Annotated in this window: 19 protein-coding genes; 14 read left to right on the top strand and 5 right to left on the bottom strand. The window is 66.3% G+C overall.

Annotated elements, in window-relative coordinates; all coding sequences use genetic code 11:
- Positions 1 to 28: 28 nt before the first annotated feature.
- Positions 29 to 769, bottom strand: a complete 741-nt coding sequence (locus JYA52_RS11865) for a GntR family transcriptional regulator (RefSeq protein ID WP_205653384.1) — start codon at positions 767 to 769, stop codon at positions 29 to 31.
- 314 nt (positions 770 to 1,083) lie between these two features.
- Here JYA52_RS11865 and JYA52_RS11860 point away from each other — a divergent pair, with 314 nt between their 5' ends.
- Genes JYA52_RS11860 through JYA52_RS11845 form a run of 4 tightly spaced genes read left to right on the top strand, consistent with a single transcriptional unit; the run spans position 1,084 to position 5,190 of the window.
- Positions 1,084 to 2,079: a substrate-binding domain-containing protein gene (locus JYA52_RS11860; RefSeq protein WP_205653383.1), complete on the top strand. Its 996-nt coding sequence runs from the start codon at positions 1,084 to 1,086 to the stop codon at positions 2,077 to 2,079.
- 55 nt (positions 2,080 to 2,134) lie between these two features.
- Complete coding sequence (locus JYA52_RS11855; RefSeq protein ID WP_205653382.1) at positions 2,135 to 3,187, top strand: ABC transporter permease; 1,053 nt, start codon at positions 2,135 to 2,137, stop codon at positions 3,185 to 3,187.
- Positions 3,188 to 3,199: 12 nt separating this feature from the next.
- Positions 3,200 to 4,123, top strand: a complete 924-nt coding sequence (locus tag JYA52_RS11850) for an ATP-binding cassette domain-containing protein (protein WP_205653381.1) — start codon at positions 3,200 to 3,202, stop codon at positions 4,121 to 4,123.
- A gap of 32 nt (positions 4,124 to 4,155) precedes the next feature.
- On the top strand, positions 4,156 to 5,190 hold the full coding sequence (locus JYA52_RS11845) for a Gfo/Idh/MocA family protein (RefSeq protein WP_205653380.1): 1,035 nt from the start codon (positions 4,156 to 4,158) through the stop codon (positions 5,188 to 5,190).
- 18 nt (positions 5,191 to 5,208) lie between these two features.
- Here the strand turns inward: JYA52_RS11845 and JYA52_RS11840 are convergent, their stop codons facing one another.
- Complete coding sequence (locus JYA52_RS11840; RefSeq protein WP_205653379.1) at positions 5,209 to 6,000, bottom strand: gamma-glutamyl-gamma-aminobutyrate hydrolase family protein; 792 nt, start codon at positions 5,998 to 6,000, stop codon at positions 5,209 to 5,211.
- 130 nt (positions 6,001 to 6,130) lie between these two features.
- Between JYA52_RS11840 and JYA52_RS11835 the strand changes: the two genes are divergently transcribed.
- From JYA52_RS11835 to JYA52_RS11820, 4 genes are all read left to right on the top strand, one after another.
- Entirely contained in the window at positions 6,131 to 6,838 is a 708-nt protein-coding gene (locus JYA52_RS11835; RefSeq protein WP_205653378.1) for a FadR/GntR family transcriptional regulator, read from the top strand.
- 205 nt (positions 6,839 to 7,043) lie between these two features.
- Positions 7,044 to 8,411 carry an MFS transporter gene (locus JYA52_RS11830; RefSeq protein ID WP_372433814.1) on the top strand — a complete coding sequence of 456 codons (1,368 nt, stop codon included), beginning with the start codon at positions 7,044 to 7,046 and terminating at the stop codon, positions 8,409 to 8,411.
- Between the two features lie 32 nt (positions 8,412 to 8,443).
- Positions 8,444 to 9,220 (top strand): SDR family NAD(P)-dependent oxidoreductase, encoded by a 777-nt coding sequence (locus JYA52_RS11825; RefSeq protein ID WP_205653376.1) that lies wholly within the window; start codon positions 8,444 to 8,446, stop codon positions 9,218 to 9,220.
- 184 nt (positions 9,221 to 9,404) lie between these two features.
- A complete protein-coding gene (locus tag JYA52_RS11820; protein ID WP_205653375.1) occupies positions 9,405 to 10,538 on the top strand; it encodes an LOG family protein in 1,134 nt (377 codons plus the stop codon).
- On the opposite strand, the gene JYA52_RS11815 is transcribed toward JYA52_RS11820, so the two are convergent.
- Complete coding sequence (locus JYA52_RS11815) at positions 10,535 to 11,506, bottom strand: matrixin family metalloprotease (RefSeq protein ID WP_307869363.1); 972 nt, start codon at positions 11,504 to 11,506, stop codon at positions 10,535 to 10,537. The two genes, JYA52_RS11820 and JYA52_RS11815, sit on opposite strands and share 4 nt — an antisense overlap.
- The gene (locus JYA52_RS11810; protein WP_307869362.1) at positions 11,506 to 12,633 is read right to left on the bottom strand and encodes a VIT1/CCC1 transporter family protein; all 1,128 of its coding nucleotides are present in this window, start codon (positions 12,631 to 12,633) and stop codon (positions 11,506 to 11,508) included. The genes JYA52_RS11815 and JYA52_RS11810 overlap by 1 nt, the downstream gene beginning before the upstream one ends.
- 247 nt (positions 12,634 to 12,880) lie before the next feature.
- Here JYA52_RS11810 and JYA52_RS11805 point away from each other — a divergent pair, with 247 nt between their 5' ends.
- Positions 12,881 to 13,111: a hypothetical protein gene (locus JYA52_RS11805; protein WP_205653373.1), complete on the top strand. Its 231-nt coding sequence runs from the start codon at positions 12,881 to 12,883 to the stop codon at positions 13,109 to 13,111.
- Positions 13,112 to 13,237: 126 nt separating this feature from the next.
- Here the strand turns inward: JYA52_RS11805 and JYA52_RS11800 are convergent, their stop codons facing one another.
- Positions 13,238 to 14,761 (bottom strand): sodium:solute symporter family protein, encoded by a 1,524-nt coding sequence (locus JYA52_RS11800; protein WP_205653372.1) that lies wholly within the window; start codon positions 14,759 to 14,761, stop codon positions 13,238 to 13,240.
- Between the two features lie 275 nt (positions 14,762 to 15,036).
- On the opposite strand from JYA52_RS11800, the gene JYA52_RS11795 reads away from it, so the two are divergent.
- The 5 genes from JYA52_RS11795 (at position 15,037) to JYA52_RS11775 (ending at position 21,000) form a co-directional block, all read left to right on the top strand.
- The gene (locus JYA52_RS11795) at positions 15,037 to 15,612 is read left to right on the top strand and encodes a helix-turn-helix domain-containing protein (RefSeq protein WP_205653371.1); all 576 of its coding nucleotides are present in this window, start codon (positions 15,037 to 15,039) and stop codon (positions 15,610 to 15,612) included.
- A 160-nt stretch (positions 15,613 to 15,772) separates the two neighbouring features.
- Entirely contained in the window at positions 15,773 to 16,888 is a 1,116-nt protein-coding gene (speB, locus tag JYA52_RS11790; RefSeq protein ID WP_205653370.1) for an agmatinase, read from the top strand.
- Positions 16,885 to 18,591, top strand: coding sequence for a thiamine pyrophosphate-binding protein (locus JYA52_RS11785; RefSeq protein ID WP_205653369.1), 1,707 nt, complete (start codon positions 16,885 to 16,887; stop codon positions 18,589 to 18,591). The genes speB and JYA52_RS11785 overlap by 4 nt, the downstream gene beginning before the upstream one ends.
- A gap of 188 nt (positions 18,592 to 18,779) precedes the next feature.
- A complete protein-coding gene (locus JYA52_RS11780; RefSeq protein ID WP_205653368.1) occupies positions 18,780 to 19,259 on the top strand; it encodes a MarR family winged helix-turn-helix transcriptional regulator in 480 nt (159 codons plus the stop codon).
- A 43-nt stretch (positions 19,260 to 19,302) separates the two neighbouring features.
- The gene (locus JYA52_RS11775; protein WP_240460254.1) at positions 19,303 to 21,000 is read left to right on the top strand and encodes an MFS transporter; all 1,698 of its coding nucleotides are present in this window, start codon (positions 19,303 to 19,305) and stop codon (positions 20,998 to 21,000) included.
- Positions 21,001 to 21,087 lie beyond the last annotated feature (87 nt).

Raw genomic sequence — 21,087 nt, 5'->3', positions numbered from 1 at the left:
GTGGCGGAGCCAGTGGCACCGGAGACGGCTACCTTTGTACGAGGGTCATTTCAAAGCTGTAGGAATCGCCGCGGTACACATGGTGTCCCGTCTCGACGTTCCGGCCGGTGTCGTCAACGGCGGTGCGCTCCATGGTCACCAGCGCGGAGCCGGGCTCCGTTTCCAGGAGCGGGGCCTGGTATTCGTTAGCCACCATAGCGCCAATACGCTGTGTGGCCAGGCGGAAGTTGACCCCGCCGCCGCGAAGGATGCCGTAGAGCCCCTGCGAAGCCAGCAGCTCCTCGTCGATGTGCGTGATGTCATCGCGGACCCAGTTTTCCATCAGGGCCAGCGGCTTCCCGCCGACCTTGCGGAGCCTGGTGAAGTGGTAGACCTTCGCGCCGGCAGGGAGGTGCAACGCCTTTCGCGTGGCGTCGTCGGCTTCGACGTGCGCGAACGTCAGGACGTCAGTGGTGGGCTTGCTGCCGTTGTTGGCGAGGTCGTCATACAGGCTGGAGAGCTCCAGGGGGCGGCGTACCTGGCTTGAGACTACCTGAGTGCCCACGCCGCGCTTGCGGACCAGCAGTCCTGAGCGGACCAGCTCGTCCATGGCCTTGCGCATGGTGGGCCGGGAAAGGTTCAGTTGGGCGGCGAGGTCGATTTCGTTCTCCAGCCGGCTGCCCGGCTCCAGCAGCCCCGTATGAATCGCGGCCTCGATGCCCTGTACCACCTGGTGGTAGAGCGGCACCGGCGAGGACCTGTCGATGCTGAGGTGAAGTTGGTTCGCCATTGAGTGCTCCCTTTTGTACTGCGGGCGGTCCTGCGTCCAGGTGCCCGTATGTCCGCTGCATGTTCGCTTGATAGGACATACTGCCTTTTTGATACTAGCAGCGGGCGCGCCGGCGTCAAGGCCCGGCCCATTTTGTGCCCTTCGGAGGGAGGTGGGGCCGCTGGCTCAAGGCGATACGGAGCAATTTCGTTAAAACATCCTAATGTCAGGACAAACTATTGACATCTGTGGCGTAAGTCACCATGATCGGTGTAACAGGCCCGCTGATCCTGCACCGTGGCGGAGATCCGGGCCCAAATCAAAGGAGATTTATTGTGACAAAGTTCTTTTGGCGCCGTGCGGCGGTCGCAGCAGTTGCAATCCCGATGCTGGCGATGACCGCGTGCTCCAGCCAGGGCGGCCGGCCCGCCGAGGCAGGCAACGCCGGCGGCGCGGGCCAGGTTGCTTCGACCCCCCGGATGAAGATCGCCTTGATCACGCATGCCCCTGCCGGCGATACCTTCTGGGACACCGTCCGCAAGGGTGCCGAGGAGGCGGCGGCGAAAGACAATGTTGAACTGCTGTACACCGGCGACCCGGAAGCCGGCCGGCAGTCGCAGCTCATCCAGCAGGCCATTGACCAGAAGGTGGACGGAATCGCGGTCACGCTGGCCACGCCGGATGCGCTGAAGGAGTCTCTGAAGAAGGCCACCGCTGCAGGGATTCCCATTGTCAGCCTCAACGCCGGCGAGTCCGTGTCCAAGCAGCTCGGTGCCTTCACCCACTTCGGTTCCAACGAGCAGCTCGCGGGCCAGGCTGTCGGAGAAAAGCTGGCGTCGCAGGGCGCCAAACACCCCATCTGCGTGATCCAGGCCCAGGGCCACGTGGGTCTCGAAGCCCGGTGTGCCGGCGTGAAGGCAAAGGTGCCCGGCACCGAAATCCTGTACGTCAACGGCGCTGACATGACCTCCGTCGAGTCCACAGCGACCGCGAAGCTCCAGGCATCCAAGGATGCCGATGTCATCATCGGCCTCGGCGCGCCCATCACGCTGACGCTCCTGAAGTCCGTGTCCACCGCCGGAAGTTCGGCCAAGGTTGCCAGCTTTGACCTGAACCGTGAACTCGCGCAGAAGATCGTCGACGGCGGCGTGATGTTCACCGTCGACCAGCAGCCATGGCTGCAGGGCTACGGCTCCATTGACGCGCTGTGGCAGGTCAAGCGGGGCGGTTTCAAGATCGGCGGCGGCCAGCCGGTCCTCACGGGTCCCACCATCGTCGATGAGTCCAACGCGGCGGACGTCGTGAAGTTCGCCGATCAGGGAATTCGCTAAACAGCCCGCCAGCCGGGCCCGGCCACCACCGGGCCCGGCAGCAAGGAGAATCATCATGACTATGACCCAGACCCTAAAAAAACCGGCAGCGCCCGATGAGCGCGTCGTCAAGCGCAACCCCCTGCAGAAACTGCTCGGCCGCCCGGAAGTGGGCGCCCTCGTCGGCGCGATCGTCCTCTTCGTCTTCTTCGCCTCCGTGTCCCAGACCTTCATCCAGCCAAACGCCCTCGCCACCGTCCTGTACGGCAGCTCCACCATCGGGATCATGGCGGTAGGGGTATCGCTGCTGATGATCGGCGGTGAGTTCGACCTGTCCACCGGCGTGGCCGTGATCAGCTCCGCCCTCACGGCATCGATGTTCAGCTGGTACTTCAGCATGAACGTCTGGGTCGGCGTCGCACTCGCCCTGGTGGTGTCGGTGGGCATCGGCTACATCAACGGGTGGATCCTGATGAAGACCAAGCTGCCCAGCTTCATCGTCACGCTCGCGACGTTCCTGATGCTGACCGGCCTTAACCTGGGCCTGACGCGCATGATCGGCGGCGGTGTGTCCTCCCCGTCCATCTCCACCATGGATGGCTACGCGTCCGCGCAGGCCGTCTTCTCCTCCTCGGTGAACATCGGCGGCGTGGATGTGAAGAACACCGTCTTCATCTGGATCGTGCTGGTTGCGGTGGCGTCCTGGGTGCTGCTGCGCACCAAGGTGGGCAACTGGATCTTTGCCGTCGGCGGCGACGCCAACGCCGCCCGCGCCGTGGGTGTCCCGGTCAAGGCGACCAAGATCGGACTGTTCATGGCGGTCGGTTTCTGCGGCTGGATCCTGGGCATGCACAACCTGTTCGCGTTCGACGCCGTGCAGTCCGGCGAGGGCGTAGGCAACGAATTCCTCTACATCATTGCCGCGGTCATCGGCGGCTGCCTCCTCACCGGCGGCTACGGCTCCGCCGTGGGCGGCGCGATCGGCGCGTTCATCTTCGGCATGGCCAACAAGGGCATCGTCTACGCCCAGTGGAACCCGGACTGGTTCAAGTTCTTCCTGGGCCTGATGCTCCTCCTGGCCACCATCGTGAACCTGATCGTCAAGCGCCGCGCAGACGCAAGCAAGTAAGGGCTGAAAACCATGAACGCCAAACAGATCGACCAGCAGCAGCTCCTCAAGGACGAGAAGGACCCGCTGACCCACACCCCTGTGCACCTCCTCTCGCTGGAGAACGTCGGCAAGCACTATGGCAACATCGTCGCCCTCACCGACGTCACCATGGCCGTGGACAACGGCCGCGTCACCTGCGTCCTGGGCGACAACGGCGCCGGAAAATCCACCCTGATCAAGATCATCGCCGGGCTGCACCAGCACGACGAAGGCGTCCTGCACATCATGGGCGAGGAACGGAAATTCGGTTCACCCCGCGACGCTCTCGACGCCGGCATCGCCACGGTGTACCAGGACCTCGCCGTCGTCCCGCTGATGCCCATCTGGCGCAACTTCTTCCTCGGCTCGGAACTGACCTCTGGCTTTGGCCCGTTCAAGAGCATGGACGTCCAGAAGATGAAGGACATCACCAAGAAGGAACTTGCCGACATGGGCATCGACCTGCGCGACGTCGAGCAGCCCATCGGCCAGCTCTCCGGCGGTGAACGCCAGTGTGTGGCGATCGCCCGCGCCGTCTACTTCGGCGCGAAGGTCCTGATCCTGGACGAACCCACCGCAGCCCTCGGCGTCAAGCAGTCCGGCGTCGTGTTGCGCTACATCCTGCAGGCCCGCGACCGCGGACTGGGCGTCATCTTCATCACCCACAACCCGCACCACGCCTTCCCCGTCGGCGACCGGTTCCTGCTGCTCAAGCGCGGCAAGTCGATCGGCTACTACGACAAGAAGGACATCACCCTCGACGAGCTGACCGCCCAGATGGCCGGCGGCGCCGAACTCGCCGAACTCGCCCACGAACTCGAACAACTCGGCGGCCACGGCGACATCGTCAAGGAAGTCCAGGCCGAAGTTGCCGGGACGGCAAGTGCCGGAGCGCCAGCCCAGCTGCGCACCTGAGCCCGGAACCCACCTCACTACAAAGGAACCGTATGAAGGACATAACGCTCGGACTTGTTGGCGTCGGCCGCATCGGCGTGATGCATGCGAACAACATCGCTGCTCTGAACGGCGTTCTCCACCTGCAGGGGATCAACGTCCGGCTCAGGCTCACCGACGTTGCCGCCGAGCACGCGCGTGCCGTCGCCGCAGGTCTGGGCGCCGAGTTCCTGCCCTCCGTTGAGGCGCTGCTGGGCTCGGCTATCGACGGCCTGGTCGTCGCCACGGGAACCGGCACCCACCCGGAACTGATCAGGGCGGGGGTGGATGCGGGCATTCCGGTGTTCTGCGAGAAGCCGGTGGCCCTGAATGTGGCTGAATCCCTTCCGGTCCTGGACTATATCCGGGCCAACAAGGGAACGGTCCAGATCGGCCACCAACGGAGGTTCGACGCCGGGTACCTCGAGGCAAAGCGGGCCTATGAGGGCGGTGAGCTCGGCTGGATCCACTCGCTAAGGGCCGTCACCTGCGACATGGTGCCGCCGCCGGTTGAGTTCCTGGCGACGTCCGGAGGGTTGTTCCGCGACTGCTCGGTGCATGACTTTGACATCCTGCGCTGGCTCACCGGCCGTGAAATCGTGGAGGTCTACGCCAAGGGCTCCAACAAGGGCGACCCCGCCATCGGCGGAGTGGGGGATGTGGACACTGCGCTCGCGGTTGTAACGTTCGACGACGGCACGCTGGGTTCCGTGGGCGCCTCGCGCTACAACGGGGCCGGGCACGACGTCCGGCTGGAAATCCAGGGCTCGGCCGGCTCCCTCATGGTGGGCCTGGACGAGAAGGCCGCGCTGGCCTCGGCGGAACCCGGCGTCGGGTTTCCGTCGGGCGCCTCCCACAGGACATTCGCGGAGCGTTTCGACCAGGCCTACCGGTCCGAGATGGCCGCCTTCGTGGAGCTTGTGCTTGGGCAGCGGGACAACCCCTGCACGCCCGAAGACGCCGTAGCGGCCTCCCGCGTGGCCGACGCCGCCCAGGAGTCGCTCGAGACCGGGCTGGCGGTGCGTGTGGCGGCCGCCGTCAACATCTAGCAACAGTAGTTACTGGCGTCAGCCGCGGCACGCCTCCACGAATGCGCGGAAAGGTGCCTGCCGCTGGGCCTCCGACAACTCGAGGACCTCGGGGTGCCACTGGACCGAGACCACCCACCGCTTGGGGTCTTCCAGCGCCTCGACGGTGCCGTCGTCTGCCACGGCGGTCACCACGAGGCCGGGCGCCACCTGCGCCACGGCCTGGTGGTGGCCGGATGCGATCTTCACCCCGACAGCATCCGAGGAACCGGGCGCCGGGTCCGCGGCGGCACCGTACAGCCGCGCCACCCTGGAGCCCGGCGTGATGGCCACCTCGTGCCAGGCCCACCGGCCGCCGCCAGAGGGTTTGTTGCGGTGGGCCACGGTTCCCTGCGCCATGTCCTGGGTCAGCGTTCCGCCGTAAACGACGTTGAGCAGCTGGTGGCCGCGGCAGATTCCCAGCAGGGGGAGTCCGGCGTCGATCGTCCCGCGCGCCACCGCAATGTCCAGGCGGTCCTGCTCCGGGTTGACGTCGTAGAGGGTATCGCCCGGCTCCTCGCCGTAGAGCCTCGGGTCGAGGTCGCCGCCGCCGGGAAGCACGACGCCGTCAATCGCGCCGGGCGCGCCGGCCCGCCGGTCGCCGGCGAACAGGCCGTCCTCGACGAGCTCGGGGGTCAGCAGCACCGGTTCGCCGCCGCCGTCGCGCACCAGGTCCACGATGTCCTCGAAAAGGCCGTTGGCTTTGGCCACGCGGGGATCGGGATCGGCTGAACTGCTGAGCCGGACAGGAATGCCGATGCGCGGGCGGGAGGCAGGAGTTGAATTCTGCATGCTCAAATTCTGCACCACTTTGACCGGCCGGGCGGCTGTCTCACGGCTGCAGGTTTACCGCGGTGCGCCCCCGTTTCTGTAGTGTTAGGCGCATCGAGGGCAGTATGAAAGTTGAAAGCAGGTCGTTCCCATGGCGCGCAGGACATTGGTTGACGGTCTCGTCGACGGCCTGCTGGACGACATCCTTGACGGCAGGCTCAAACCCCATGAGGCCCTGCCCCCGGAAGCCGACATCGCCAAGGCCTACGACGTCAGCCGCCTGACCGTGCGGGAGGCGCTGAAGGCGCTGCGGGCGCAGAACATCCTGTACGTCAAGGCGGGCCGCGGAACGTTCGTTAATCCCGCGGAAAACTGGACGGGGCTGGATGCGATCATCAAGGCCGCCTCATACGGCAATGCGGCGGACCAAGTGTCGATCGGCCTGATCGAGGTGCGCCGCATGGTGGAAACAGGCGCTGCCGCCCTCGCCGCCAGGCGCCACACGCCGGAACACGCCGAGGAGATGCGTCACGCGATCGCCGACATGAAGCGGTTCCATGAATCGGGAGACCTGGACGGGTTCGTGGCCGCCGACATCGCCTTCCACGACGTCGTGCTGAAGGCTTCGGGCAACCCGTTCGTGCGCGCCCTGCTCGCCCAATTGGGCCAGTCGCTCTACCGCGCGCGCCGCGAAACGTCCGCCGTCAAGGAGATCCAGCGCCACGCCATCGCCTTCCACCAGCGCGTGTTGGACAGCATCCTCACCGGTGACGCCGAGCTCGCGCGCCGGACCATGGACGAACACATGGACCAAACGTTCGAGGACTACGAACGCTACGTCCACGGCGCAAAATCCTAATCTGGCTCCGGCTGCCTTGACGTAATGCGCGTCACCCTCCTAAGATCTTTCACATGTTCTCCCGTCAGATGTCTGACATCAGATTCAAGTAACAAGAACTCATACAACCCGAGCTGCTCCGCTCTGGAGCAACACAACCCGCACATAAACGCCTCGGATTCCCCCGCGCGAAGCCGCCGGTCCGGAACCGACAGATAGAAGGTCGATGATGACTTCATTAACCACAAAGCCCTCCGGACTCGGCGAGCTTGGCGACCGCACGCTGCGCAAAGTCCGCCGCCGCGTCATGCCCCTGATCGTCCTGCTCTACTTCATTGCCTATCTGGACCGGAACAACGTCGGTTTCGCCAAGCTGACCATGAGCGAGGACATCGGCCTGACCGCCGCGGCCTACGGCCTCGGCGCGGGCATCTTCTTCCTCGGCTACGCCCTCCTGGAAGTTCCCAGCAACGCCGGCATGTACAGGTTCGGCGCCCGCAAATGGCTGGCCCGCATCCTCATCACCTGGGGCATCTTCGCCACCGCGATGGCCCTGGTGAACGGCGAAACCACCTACTACATCATCCGGTTCCTGCTGGGCGCCGCCGAGGCAGGGTTCTTCCCCGCCATCCTCTTCTACCTGACCCTGTGGTTCCCCGCCGCGCAGCGCGTCACCGTGCTGGGCATCTTCATCCTGGCCCAGCCGATCTCCAACGCCCTCGGCGCCCCGGTCTCCGGCCTGCTGCTGCAGATGGACGGCGTCATGGGCCTTCAAGGCTGGCAGTGGCTGTACATCATCGAGGGCATCCCGGCCATTCTCCTCGGTGTGCTGACGCCCATCCTCATGACCGACCGCCCGCGGGACGCCAAGTGGCTCAACGCCGACGAGCGTGAATGGCTCACCACCACCATGGATGCCGAACTCGCAGCCAAGTCCAAGGGCGCAAGCCACAACTTCCTGGCTGGCCTCAAGGACAAGCGCACCATCGTCTACTCGGCCCTCTACTTCGGCCTGGTCTGCGGCATTTACGGCCTCGGACTCTGGATGCCCACGATCGTGGCCGCCCTCGGCAAGTTCTCCACCGCCCAGGTCGGATTCATCGTCCTCATTCCGTATTCCATCGCAGCAGTTTTCGTCTACTTCTGGAGCAAGCGTGCGGACAAGACGGGCAAGCGCGCCTGGCACAGCTCCGTCAGCATGGTGCTGGCCGGCGTGGGACTGCTGTCCGCGGGCTATCTCCTGCAGGTCAACCCCATCCTGGCCCTGATCGCCCTCACCGCCGCGGCCATGGGTATCTACGGAGCCATCGCCCCGTTCCTGTCCATGCCGTCCGCGGCGCTCACCGGCGCAGCAGCAGCCTCCGGCCTGGCCATGGTGAACTCGCTGGGCAACCTCGGCGGCTTCGTTGCCCCCTACGCGGTGGGCCTGTTCAACGACGCCACCGGCAGCAACCAGAGCGGCCTGCTGTTCCTCTCCTTCTGCCTGTGCGTCACCGCCGTGGCCACCTACCTCTACGCCCGCAAGCGTCCTGAAGGTGATGCCGCGCTGGATCCCGCCGTCGAGGCAGCCGCCAAAGCCACCGTTACCCGCTAACACCCACGAGAAACCCCTAAGGAATACCTGCAATGAGCTCAACCACTTCCTTCCCCGCAGAACGCACGGTCGTCCTGACCGGTGCGGCCTCCGCCCGCGGCATCGGCCGTGCAGCGGCTGACCGCATGGCCAGCGAAGGCTGGTCCATCGCGATTCTGGACATCAACGCCGAGGATGCGAGGGCTGCAGCGGCCGAGATCGGCTCCAACCGCGCGGTGAAGGCAATCGGCGTGGGTGCGGACGTCTCGGACTCCGCGTCCGTGGACCGCGCGATCACCGAGATCGAAGAGACGCTTCCGCCGATCGTGGCTCTGGCCAACCTTGCAGGCATCAGCTCGCCGACCACCTTCATGGAAACCACCGTGGAGGAGTGGGACAAGGTCTTCGCGATCAACATGCGCGGCACCTTCATTGTTTCCCAGCGCGTCCTGAAGGGCATGATCGAGCGCAAGCTTGGCCGCATCGTGAGCATCTCCTCGATCTCGGCCCAGCGTGGCGGCGGCACCTACTCCAAGGTCGCCTACAGCGCCTCCAAGGCCGGCATCATCGGCTTCACCCGGGCCCTGGCCCGCGAAGTGGGCGAGTTCGGCGTGACGGTCAACGCCATTGCTCCCGGCCCGATCGACACCGACATCATGGGGGGCACGCTCTCCGAGGAGCGCAAGGCCCAGATGTCCGAAGGCATCATGATGGGCCGCGTCGGTACCCGGGAGGAAGTGGCTGCACTCATCTCCTTCCTGCTGGGTGCGGACTCCGGCTACATCACCGCCGCCACCTATGACATCAACGGTGGCCTCCAGGTCTCCTGACCCGGAGCAGGTCCCCTGACCCTGGTCAGGTCTGATCAGGGACAACGAAGAAGCACGGCCGCAGTGCCCCGCAGCCCAGCTGCGGGGCACTTCCGCATTCAGCGCGCAGTCCATCCCGGGGGCATCGCGGGGACGCCGGGCCCTGGAACCACCCTTGGCCGGTGCGGCTCGCTAGGCTGGCATCATGAACCCCTCCGGCAGCCTGAACCCGAGCCCGCGGACCCTTGAGGTTGAGAGTCTGTCCGGATTCGACCGGCTGGTCAGCGCGGGGGCGAAGACAATGCATGGCTGGCACGCCCAGTCCCTCGACCTCCGCGGCAGGGCTCCTGCGCTCGCTGCCATGGACGCCGAAGGCGCCGTCTTCCTGGGCTGCACGTTCGATCCCGGGGTGGAGGACGCGCTCCGCCGCCGCGGCGCCCTGATTTTTCCGAAGCTGGCCGGAGTGCCATTTGATGCCTACCGGGCGGAGCTCTACACGCCGCAGGAGCTCTACGCCGGGATCCGGGACACCCCGTATGAGGAGACGCCCGATGCCCTGGTGTACCAGTGGAGCATCCGGCCCGGCCAGCGTCACCGCCTCGATGCCACGCTCGCTGCTGCCTTGCACGACCACGCCATCGGAGATGCCCTCGACGAGCTGTCCCGCTCAGCCCGGGACGGGGGACGCACCATCGTCGGAGTCATGGGCGGCCACGCGGCGCAGCGGGGAAGCCCGGGATTCGCCGACGCAGCTTCGTTGGGCAGGCTGCTGGCCCGCAGCGGGCGGATGGTCGCCACGGGGGGAGGGCCGGGCGCCATGGAGGCGGCCAACCTGGGCGCCTACCTTAGCGAAGCGCCCGAGGAGGAGTTCCGGGCCGTGCTTGTCGAGCTGGCAGCCGTCCCGGGCTTTCGGCCATCGGTGTCCGCGTGGGCACGCGCGGCGGCGGCCGTCGTCGAGCGTTATCCGGGCGGAACGGCTTCGGTGGGCATCCCCACCTGGTTTTACGGCCACGAACCGCCCAACTACTTCGCGACCCGCATCGCCAAGTACTTTGCCAACGCGGTCCGCGAGGCGATCCTGCTGGGGCTGTGCAATGGCGGGATCGTGTTCCTGCCCGGCGCGGCGGGGACCGTGCAGGAGATCTTCCAGGACGCGTGCGAGAACTACTACGGTGCGCCCGAAACTTTGACGCCCATGGTGCTGGTGGGCCGGGATCACTGGGAGCGCCGGTATCCGACGTGGCCCATGCTGCAGAGCCTCGCCGCGGGCCGGGCGATGGAGGAGCGGATCTTCCTGGTGGACAGCGTGGACGAAGCGCTTGCGGTCCTCGACGCCTAGAGGTCCTTCCGGCACGGCGCCGTGCCCAGGGCCTGCAGGCCATTGAGGTCCCCGGCCGCCAGACCGTCGGGCGTGCCGATTTCCGGGTACATCAGCTGGAGGGGGTCGTCCACGTGCTCAAGTCCCATGACATGGGCGAGTTCATGGAGGATAACGGCGGTGGCATACCCGGCCCCGTCAGGGCCGTTCAGTTCCACGCCGATCTGCGGGGCGTCCAGCTCAAGGCTCCCGGTGACGAAGCTCTTGGGACCGTCGCCATAGCTGTAATGCGTGCTGCCCCCGGTGCCGATGATCTGGCCCTTGAGCTTGGGCGCGGCCTCCGGCGTCGTCCAGCTGATCAGCAGCGGTGCCCATCGTTCCCCATAGGCCTCGGGCTGGTAAGGGTCGCGCTGCGCGGACGGCAGTTCGTCGGTGGCACCGTCATTGACGAAGCGGATGCCGGTGGCGCGCGAGATTGTCTTGATTGCCCCGTGGACCAGTACGGCAGCGCCCTGCGGGGCAAGATCGTCGTTCACCACGTAGTGCAGCGGCCGGCACGGTGAAAATCCCACCGGAGTGCCGTCGTCGTTCGTGGCCAAAAACGCGTAGGAACCGCTCGGTCCGGGCGGAGCCTCAGGCGTGCCGAGTGGCGCGTCCGCTTCCTCGAAACCAGGCGGCGGGGCGTCCGCCGCGCGGTCTGCAGTTCCTGGTTCTCCGCCGGGCTCCCCGGCCTGGCCGGCTTCGAGCGCCCTGCCGGTCTCTCCGGAGTCCGTGCCCTCAGCGGGACCGGATGGGGCGGGGTTTTCATCTCCGGACCCGAGCCGGAACTCGAGCAGGCCCGCCAGGAGCGGATCGCCGTAGGCGAGGCCCGCGGCCAGGAAGGCGCCACACGCGAGTGTGGTTATCAGGACAAGGTTCCGGATGAAGCGGCGGCCGGGCTGACCCGATCCCGCATGGCGGGCGTGCTTCCGGCGCCCGCTCTCCGGCACTAGGCGATCACCGCGCCGAAGACCATTCCCAACAGGTAGGTGACGCCGGCGGCGCCCAAACCGATGGCCAGCTGGCGCAAGCCCCGGGTCAGCGGAGACGTTCCGGAAAGCAGGCCGACGACGCCGCCGGTCGCCAGCAGTGCCACGCCAACCAGCACCGTGGCCGTCACGAGCGCGCCGATGCCAGTCATGCCGAAAAGGAAAGGAACAATGGGGACGATCGCGCCGGAGGCAAAGAAGCAGAAGCTGGACAGCGCCGCGCCCCAGGCCGTGCCCACTGCCTCGTGCTCATCCTGGGACTGCGGGAGCTCGGGCCGCAGCGAGAGGCTCGGGTCGCAGTCGCAGCTGAAGAGCCCCATCCGCTCCGCCACGCGGTGTTCTGCCGCCTCGCGGGACATGCCGCGGGCCAGGTACACCAGCAAAAGTTCGTTGTGCTCGATGTCGAGTTGGGGCGCGGCGGCCAGCGTCACCTGGGTGGGACGGGTGGCGGCAAGGAGTTCACGTTGGGAGCGGACGGAGACAAATTCGCCGGCGCCCATGGAAAAGGCACCCGCCAACAGGCCGGCGATGCCGCTGAGCAGGACTACCGAGCTGGCCACGCCGGTTGCGGCCATGCCCATCACGAGCGCCAGATTGCTGACCAGCCCGTCGTTTGCGCCGAAAACCGCAGCACGGAAGGTCCCGGCCAGCCGGTTGCGCCCGCGTGTGGCAAGTCCGCGCACCACTTCCTCATGGATTTGTTCGTCCGCAGCCATCGCGCGGGTGGCCGAGGGCTCCCTGGTGTAGGGGGAGCGCCCCTCGGCGCGCTGCGCCAGGGCGAGCACGAAAACGGACCCGAAGTGCCGGGCCAGGAAACCCAGCATCCGGCTGCGGGCGGAGGCCCGGCGGGGCTTGCCCGCGTGCTCTCCGAGCAGCTTGAGCCAGTGCGCCTCATGGCGGCCCTCGGCCTCGGCCAGGGCGAGGAGGATGGCGCGTTCTTCGCCGTTGCGGTTCTGGGCGAGGTCCCGGTAGACGGCAGCCTCGGCGCGTTCGTCCGCCAGGTACTGTCGCCAGCGCTTGATGTCCGCCGCGTCCGGGGTGGCGGCGGCGGCTGTACTGTGATGGTCAGATTTTGCGGGCTGAGACACGGGGACTCCTGGGCTGGATGGGGCATGGTTCGGCCCCATTGCATGCCCAGCTTACCCCGCAAATCCGCGGATTTTCGGCCGGTATTCCTCAGCTCAAGTTTTAGGGAACCCTTAATTTTGCCGGTCCGGAAGGGTTGTCCGCCCTGCCTCCGGCGCGGCCCTTGACCCCCTGCATGGGTGGTGATCTGATGAAAACGTGCCTCGTTGACGGAGGGCATGGAAGTCCAATCACACGGAGGTCTGCATTATGAACACCACCGGAACAAACCCGGAGCCTGCCCGCCGCACCATCGAATCGGATCCCGCCTACGACTTCGCCGACGATGCCCCCGTGGAGGAAGACTGGGATACCGAGGACGAGTTCCTCGATTCCGAGGAACGGGTGGTTCCCGCCGCGCCGGAAGCGGTCGACGACGACGAGCGCGTCGTCTCGCTGGACGCCGACGAGTTCCGTGCGGACGAAGAATACGAGTCTTAACCGGTCTGTTTTGACCTCGACCTTAAAACGTCGACGGCGGTGCGTTCCCTATTGGGGGAAGGCACCGCCGTCGGGCGTTTTCGGTTGCTAAAGCCGGCAGGCTCAGCCGGGGCCGGCAGCCGCAGGCTAGCCGGCCGGGACGTGAACCGCTGGTTCCTCGGACACCTGGCCGGCCACGCGCCGGTACCAGTTCCTCATGACGGCCGGATCGGTGGGCCTGGTCGACAGTGACACCGCCACGTAGACCACGGCCGAAGCCAGGAGGCCATAGTAGATCGGCTCGTTGGCGTAAATGCCATCCAGCGGCGCCGCGGCGTTGATCTCCAGGTAAATCATGGTGCCCAGCGTGACGACGGAACCCACTGCCATGGACGCCGCGGCGGCCACGCCCGTGCCGCGCTTCCAGACCAGCCCGCCGAGGATTGCGACAAGGAGCCCGCCCACCAGGATGTCGTACGCGATGGTCAGGGCGGCCACCACGTCCTTGGTAATGATGGCGATGACAATCGCGACGATGCCGAGTCCCAGGACCCACATGCGGTTTGCCTTGACGTCGTGCTCGGGGTTGTCCGAGTCATCCGTGTTGATCGTCTTGCCGAACCAGCTGGCCACGAACGGGAGGACGTCGGCGCGGGCTACGGTGGCGGCGGCGATCAGCGCGCCGGATGCCGTGGACATCATGGCTGCGACGGCGGCGGCGAGCACCAGGCCGCCGATGCCGATGGGCAGCAGGTTCTGCGCAACCTCCGCGTAGACCACGTCTTTGCCTGCGGCCGCGACGTCGATGTCGGGCAGGGCAACGCGGGCGCCGAGGCCGATCAGGGCGCCGGCCGCACCGTAGAGGATGCAGTAGATGCCGGCCGTGGCGCCGCCCCAGCGGGCAACCTTCGGCGTCTTCGCCGTAAACACACGCTGCCAGATGTCCTGGCCGATGAGCAGGCCCAGGGTGTAGACGACGAAGTAGGTGATGATCGTCTGCAGGCCGATGCCGTCGATCTGGAAGAAGCTGGCGTCAACACGGCTGCGGATCCCGTCGAGGCCGCCGGCGGCGTTGAGCGTGAACGGCAGCATCAGGAAAAAGATGCCGACGGTCTTGATGACGAACTGGACCTGGTCGGCCAGGGTGATGGACCACATCCCGCCGATCGTTGAGTAGACCAGCACAATGCCGCCGCCGACGGCGATGGCCAGGGCCCGGTCCCAGCCAAACAGCACCACGAAGATGGTGGCGTAGGCTCCGGTGGAGGTGGCGCAGAGCATCAGCGTGTAGGCCAGCATGACAATGCCGGACGTCTTGGTGGCGTGGCTTCCGTAGCGCAGCGTCAGCATCTGGGACACAGTGTAGATCTTGAGCTTCTGGATGGTGCCGGCAAAGAGCAGGCTCAGCAGCAGCACGCCGGCGCCGATGGCGACCACCAGCCACATGCCTGAGATGCCGAACTTGTAGCCGAGGCCGACGCCGCCCACGGTTGAGGCACCGCCAAGGACGACGGCGGCCATGGTTCCGGTGTAGAGGAAGGGCCCGAGGCGGCGGCCGGCCACGAGGAAGTCGCTGTTGTTCCGGGTGCGGGACTTGCCCCACCAGCCGAAGGCCAGCATTGCGGCCAGGTAAACCACCACGATGGCGATATTGACGAAATTTGGATCCATGATTTGGGGCTCCTTGGAGCTCTGGCAGCTTTGCGGCAGTCCGGGGGGAGTAGCAGTTGGGGATGCACGGACTGCGCTGCTCTGAGGGGGAAACTAAGGGGGTCGCTCCTGTTGCTTCGTAGGCAACAGTTGTTGCTTTCAAGCGTAGGCTGTGATTCGAGTAACAGTCAAGACGCAATCCTCTGTGACGCGGTTCCGGCGGCGCCAGATGAGTGGCGGGCCGCTAGTATGGCTCCAAAGATGGGGCCGAGCGGCCGGCCGTGAAAGGTTCGTAAATGAAGGCACTTCCAGTTGAGCCGAGCAATGTTCCGGTTGCCATCGGTTCAAGAATCCGTGCCGCCCGCCAGTCGCAGCGACTCACGATTGAGCAGGTGGCGGACGCCACCGGGCTGACCAAGGGCTTCCTCAGCCGCGTAGAGCGCGACCTGACCTCGCCGTCCGTTGCCTCGCTGGTCACCCTGTGCCAAGTGCTGTCCATCTCCATCGGCGACCTTTTCGCCGCCCCGGAAACCCACCTGACAAAGCGCGACGCCGGTCCCCGCATTTCGCTTGGTGGCGAGGGGATCGTTGAGCGGCTGCTGACCGCCCGCTCGGAGCGGCGGGTCCAGATCATCCAGGCGGTCATCGAGCCGCGGGGCCGCGGTGAGTCCGAGCTCTACGCCGTGGACTGCGACGTGGACGTGCTGCACGTTATTAAGGGCACCATCAAGCTCATCCTCACCAACGAGGAATATGAACTTTCCGACGGCGACACCGTCACGTTTCCAGGGCGTGAGCCGCACACCTGGGTGAACCCGACGGACCAGTCCGTCGAGGTGCTGTGGGTGTTGGTCCCTGCCGCCAGCCGGTAGCCATTCCTCTTCCCATGAGCCGACCCGGGCCGCCTACAGGCGGTCCGGGTTTTTTGCGCCCGCCTGCCAGTGATTTGTAAACAGGTGATGCACATTGGGCAACTTCGAGTGTATGATGGCTGTCACACCCACCTTTCATCCTCGAAGGAGAGGCGTTCCTTTGGAAGAGCTGCGCATCGAAGCCAACGGCAACCTTGGCCCCATCGATTCATCCCGAATTCCCCGCTACGCGGGAGCCGCCACCTATGCCCGGCTGCCCCGCTTGGACCAGGTGGCCAAGGCGGACATCACCGTGGTCGGTGTCCCCTTCGACTCCGGGGTTTCCTACCGCCCCGGGGCCCGGTTTGGCGCCAACCACGTCCGCGAGGCCAGCCGCCTGCTCCGTCCCTACAACCCCGCCTGGGATGTCAGCCCGTTTGAGAACTGCCAGGTGGCAGACGCCGGCGACATGGCCGTCAACCCGTTCAACATCAACGAGGCCATCGAGACCGTCCAGCAGAACGCCCTGGACCTGACCGCGTCCGGCAGCAAGCTGATGACCCTCGGCGGGGACCACACCATCGCCCTGCCGCTGCTGCGCGCTGCCGCAGAACGTGCCGGCGGTCCGATCGCCATGCTGCACTTCGATGCCCACCTGGACACCTGGGACACCTACTTCGGGGCCGAATACACCCACGGCACCCCGTTCCGCCGCGCTGTCGAGGAGGGCATCCTGGACACCGAGGCCATCAGCCACATCGGCACCCGCGGCCCGCTGTACGGCAAGAAGGACCTCGATGACGACCACCGCTTCGGCTTCGGCATCGTCACCTCGGCCGACGTCTACTATCAGGGCGTCCTCGAGACCGTGGCCAAGGTCCGGGACCGCATCGGCAACCGCCCGCTGTACATCTCGGTGGACATCGACGTCCTTGACCCCGCGCATGCCCCGGGAACGGGGACCCCGGAAGCCGGAGGCATCACCAGCAGGGAACTGCTCGAAATCATCCGCGGCTTCCGCGGCATGAACCTGGTGGGGGCCGACGTCGTCGAAGTCGCGCCCGCCTATGACCACGCCGAAATCACGGGCGTCGCCGCCAGCCACGTTGCCTACGAACTCGTCACCCTGATGGCCGACAACACCGTCCAAGGGGACCGGTTCGGGGCCGACACCGGCTACGCCGCGCAGGCGCTGGGACAGGAATCCCGTCGCCCGGCCGGCTTCGCGGCGTCCTCGCCGCTGGCCGAGCCTGTCGAGGCCGGAATCACCCGTCAGGCTGCGGGGGCGGCGCAGTGATCGATTTCGATCCGGGCACAGCAGCCCCCACGAAGGGGACGGACGTACGCAACGGCGGGGACCTCGTCGTCGAAACCCTCGAGGCGCTGGGCGCGAAGACCGTCTTCGGCATCCCGGGCCAGCACGCGCTGGGCCTGTTTGACGCAATGGGCCGCGGAAATCTGCACTTCGTGTCGTCGCGCGTGGAAAACAACAGTGCCTTCGCCGCCGACGGATATTCGCGGGCCACAGGCGAGGTGGGCGTGCTGTTCCTGTCCACCGGCCCGGGTGCGCTGACCTCCCTCGCCGGGCTGCAGGAGGCCTATGCCACCGGCGTGCCGATGGTGGTCATCGCCAGCCAGATCCCGCTGGAGGGACTGGGAGCGCGCCGGAAGGGGATGCTGCACCAGCTCGATGACCAGAAGGCCTCGGCCGCGAACGTCACCAAGAGCCAGCGTCTGATCCAGCACGCCTCCGGCATTCCGTCGGCCATCCAGGACGCCTGGACGGAAGCCATCTCCTCGCCGCAGGGCCCCGTCTGGCTGGAAATTCCGCAGAATGTCCTGCTCGATCCCATCATGGTCCCTCCGGTGGAGGACGCGCTCGCCGAAGCGGCGGACAACCCGCCGCGTGTTGAGCTGGTCCGCGAAGCCGTCAAATGGCTGTCGGCGGCGGAACGTCCGGCCATCATCGCCGGCGGCGGCACACGCCGCGGGCGGGCCGAGAAGTCGCTGCTGTCCATCGCTGAGAAGCTGCGCGCCCCGGTGATCTGCACCCCCGGCGGAAATGGCGCGTTCCCGTGGAACCACGAGCTGTCGCTGCAGTCCTGGATCGAGGACCGCCACATGACCGACGTCCTCGAGGATGCCGACGTGCTGATCGTCATCGGCTCCTCGCTCGGTGAAGTCACGTCCAACTACTTCACGTTCGAACCACGGGGCAGAATCATCCAGATCGACGCCGAACCCCGGGTGCTCGAATCGAACCGGCCCGGGCTGGGCATCCGCGCCGACGCCGGCCAAGCGCTCGCCGCCCTGGATGCTTCCCTGGTGGTTGAGCCTGTCGAAACCAGGTCAAACTGGCACGGGTCATCGCCGGAGGACCTGGTGCGGGAGACCCTGGCGAAGGTGCGTGCGCGGCTCGAGTCCCAGGACGTCGGCAAGGAACTGACGTTCATGGCCGACATCCGCGAGGCCGTTCCCGCGGACATGCAGACCTTCTGGGACATGACCATTTCCGCGTACTGGGGCTGGAGCTGCTGGGACGCCCGCGAGGGCCAGTTCCATTCCGCCCAGGGTGCCGGCGGGCTGGGCTACGGCTTCCCCGCGGCCATCGGGGGAGCGGTGGGCCTCGAAACCGTGGGCAAGTCCGGCTCTTCGGCGCGGGTGCTGGCGGTCTCCGGCGACGGCTCTGCCATGTACTCCATCTCGGAACTGGCCACCGCCAAGCAGCACAACGTGCCGGTCACCTGGCTGATCGTGGACGACGGCGGGTACGGCATCCTGCGCGAATACATGGTGGGCGCCTTCGGCAAGGCCACGGCCACCGAGCTCGCGCGCCCGGACTTCGTGAAACTCGCCGAGGCCTTCGGCGTGCCGGCCACGCGCGTGGCCCCGGAAAACGTGGGGGATGCGCTGAAGGCGGGCTTCGCCGCGGACGGACCGAACGTCGTCGTCGTCGAAACCCTGCTAAGGATGTTCGCCCCCACCCACCTGGCCCCGTAACCCCCGGCCCCACCACAAGCGCAACAACCCAGCGCGAACTGGCAGCTAATGCCCTCTGAGCAGCAATTTGAGGGCATTAGCTGCCGGTTCGCGCCTGGTGTTTAACCCGCAGGCCGTCCGCTTAGTTTCCTGAAGCAACCATTTTAAGATATGGTTGCTTCAGGCAAACAAGTAGGAGGATGCCCGCGATGGCAGTCGAGCCCAGCACCGCAGCCGAACTGGTGCGCGAAATTTTCGACCTGCAACGGGCCGTCCGGTGTGTGGCGGTCGCGAATTCGCGGGGGATGGACACCGGCGTGGCGTTGCAGGGAGTGCTCCGGTTTGTGGGGGAGAAGGAGTCGCGCGCCACCCACCTGGCCGCGCGCCTGGGCGTCAGCGCCCCTGTCCTCAGCCGGCACATCGCCGAACTCGAAGAGCTGGGTCTCGTCCACAGAAGGCCGGACCCCGAGGACGGCCGAGCCCAGCTGGTGGCGCTCACCGAAGCGGGTCGCGTGAAGCTTCGCGATATCGAAGAGCACCGCGCCTCCACTCTGCAGGAATACCTGCGGGAATGGAGCCAGCATGACGCCGAGGAGACGGCGAAAATTCTCCGCAATCTTGCGGCATCCCTCAAGGATTCCGCCCGGGCAAAGGCGGCCGGCCCCATCACACATAACCCCGACCATTAGGAGCACGCCCGTGTCGAGCACTGCCACCCAGCCACCCTTGGCGATGACCCACCGCCAGATCATGGAGGCCCTGACCGGCCTCCTTGCCGCGTTCTTCACCGCCATCCTCAGCAGCACCATCGTGGCCAACGCGCTGCCCACCATCATGTCCGATCTCAAGGGGACACAGACAGATTTCGCCTGGGTCATCACCGCGGCACTGCTGGCCAACGCCGCCACCACACCCATCTGGGGCAAGCTTGCGGACCTTTACAACAAGAAACTGCTGGTCCAGCTCAGCATCGTGGTCTTCGTGGCCGGCTCGGTCATGGCGGGTCTGTCCGCCACCATTCCGCTGTTGCTCACCGCCCGCGTCATCCAGGGCGTTGCCATGGGAGGCCTGACGGCCCTTGCCCAGGCCATCATTGGGTCCATGATTCCCCCGCGCGACCGCGGAAAGTACTCCGGCTACATGGGCGCCGTCATGGCGGTGGGCACCGCCGGCGGGCCGCTGCTGGGCGGGTTCATCGTGGACAGCCCACTGGGCTGGCGCTGGACGTTCTTCGTGTGCGTGCCGCTCGCCGTCGTGGCCCTGATCCTGCTGCAGGTCACCCTGAAAATCCAGCACGTCAGGCGCCCCGCCAAGATCGACTGGCTGGGCTCCATCCTCCTCACCTCCGGCGTCAGCCTCCTGCTGATCTGGGTATCGTTTGCGGGGAACCCTGAATACTACGACTGGTGGTCCTGGCAGTCGGCTCTGATGGTGGGCGGCGGAATCCTGCTGCTGGCCCTTCTGGTGGTCGTGGAGTCCAGGGTGGCCGAACCGATCATCCCGTTGAAGATCATCTCCGAACGCACCACCGCCCTGGCGATCTGGGCGTCCGTAGCGGTGGGCGTGGCCATGTTCGGCTCCTCGACCTTCCTGGGCCAGTACTTCCAGGTGGCCCGTGGCGCCACCCCCACCGAGGCAGGGCTTCTGACCTTGCCCATGATCGCCGGCAACCTCATCGGTTCGGTGGTTTCGGGGCTGCTCATCAGCCGCACCGGAAAGTGGAAGCGCTACCTCGTTGCCGGTGCCGTCCTGCTGATCGGTGGCCTTGGCCTGGGCGGCACCATGGACCACACCACGGATCTCTGGAAGGCGGGCGTCTTCACGGCCATCCTGGGACTGGGGCTGGGCATGCTCATGCAGAACCTCGTCCTGGCAGTTCAAAACACTGTCAGCGCCCGGGATATCGGCACCGCGAGTGCATCCGTGGCGTTCTTCCGGTCGGTCGGCGGTGCCATCGGGGTCTCGGTCCTCGGCGCCATCCTGGGCAACCGGGTCCAGGAACTCGCGGCGCAGGGGTTCGCCGCGGCCGGAATTTCCGGGGCCGGGGGTTCGGGGGCGGCGCTCAACCTGGCCGACATGCCTGCGCCGGTACGTGACATCATGCGGGCCGCGTATGGCGACGCCACTGCTGAGATCTTCCTGATCGCCGCCGGCATTGCCGTGGTGGCGCTGATTGCCGTACTCCTGATCACGGAACGTCCGCTCCGTCGCACGGTGGATGTACAGCCGGCAGCTCGGTCCGCTGAGGCTGCGCAGGCTCCGGCCGGATCGGGTCATGAAGTGCGGCGGGAGACCAGCGGTTTGAATCAAGGCAGGAGAGCCCGACGGCGGAACTCACCTCCGCGGGGACGTGACCGGCAGGCCGCCACTCACCTCGCCACGCCGCGCGTTCGCGCTTCCCTGGGTGGGCGGCGTACTCCCCAGGGATGATCTTCGCGGGTGATGTTTCGCTTGGGCAACAGATTTCGTAGAGTTGGAAGGCTAATGATGTCAGCCCCGGCTGCTACTACTTCTCCT

The organism is Arthrobacter pascens (assembly GCF_017052465.1).
Lineage (GTDB): Bacteria > Actinomycetota > Actinomycetes > Actinomycetales > Micrococcaceae > Arthrobacter > Arthrobacter pascens.
Note: the sequence above shows the minus strand (reverse complement) of the source record. Positions and strands in the feature narration are given on the sequence as shown.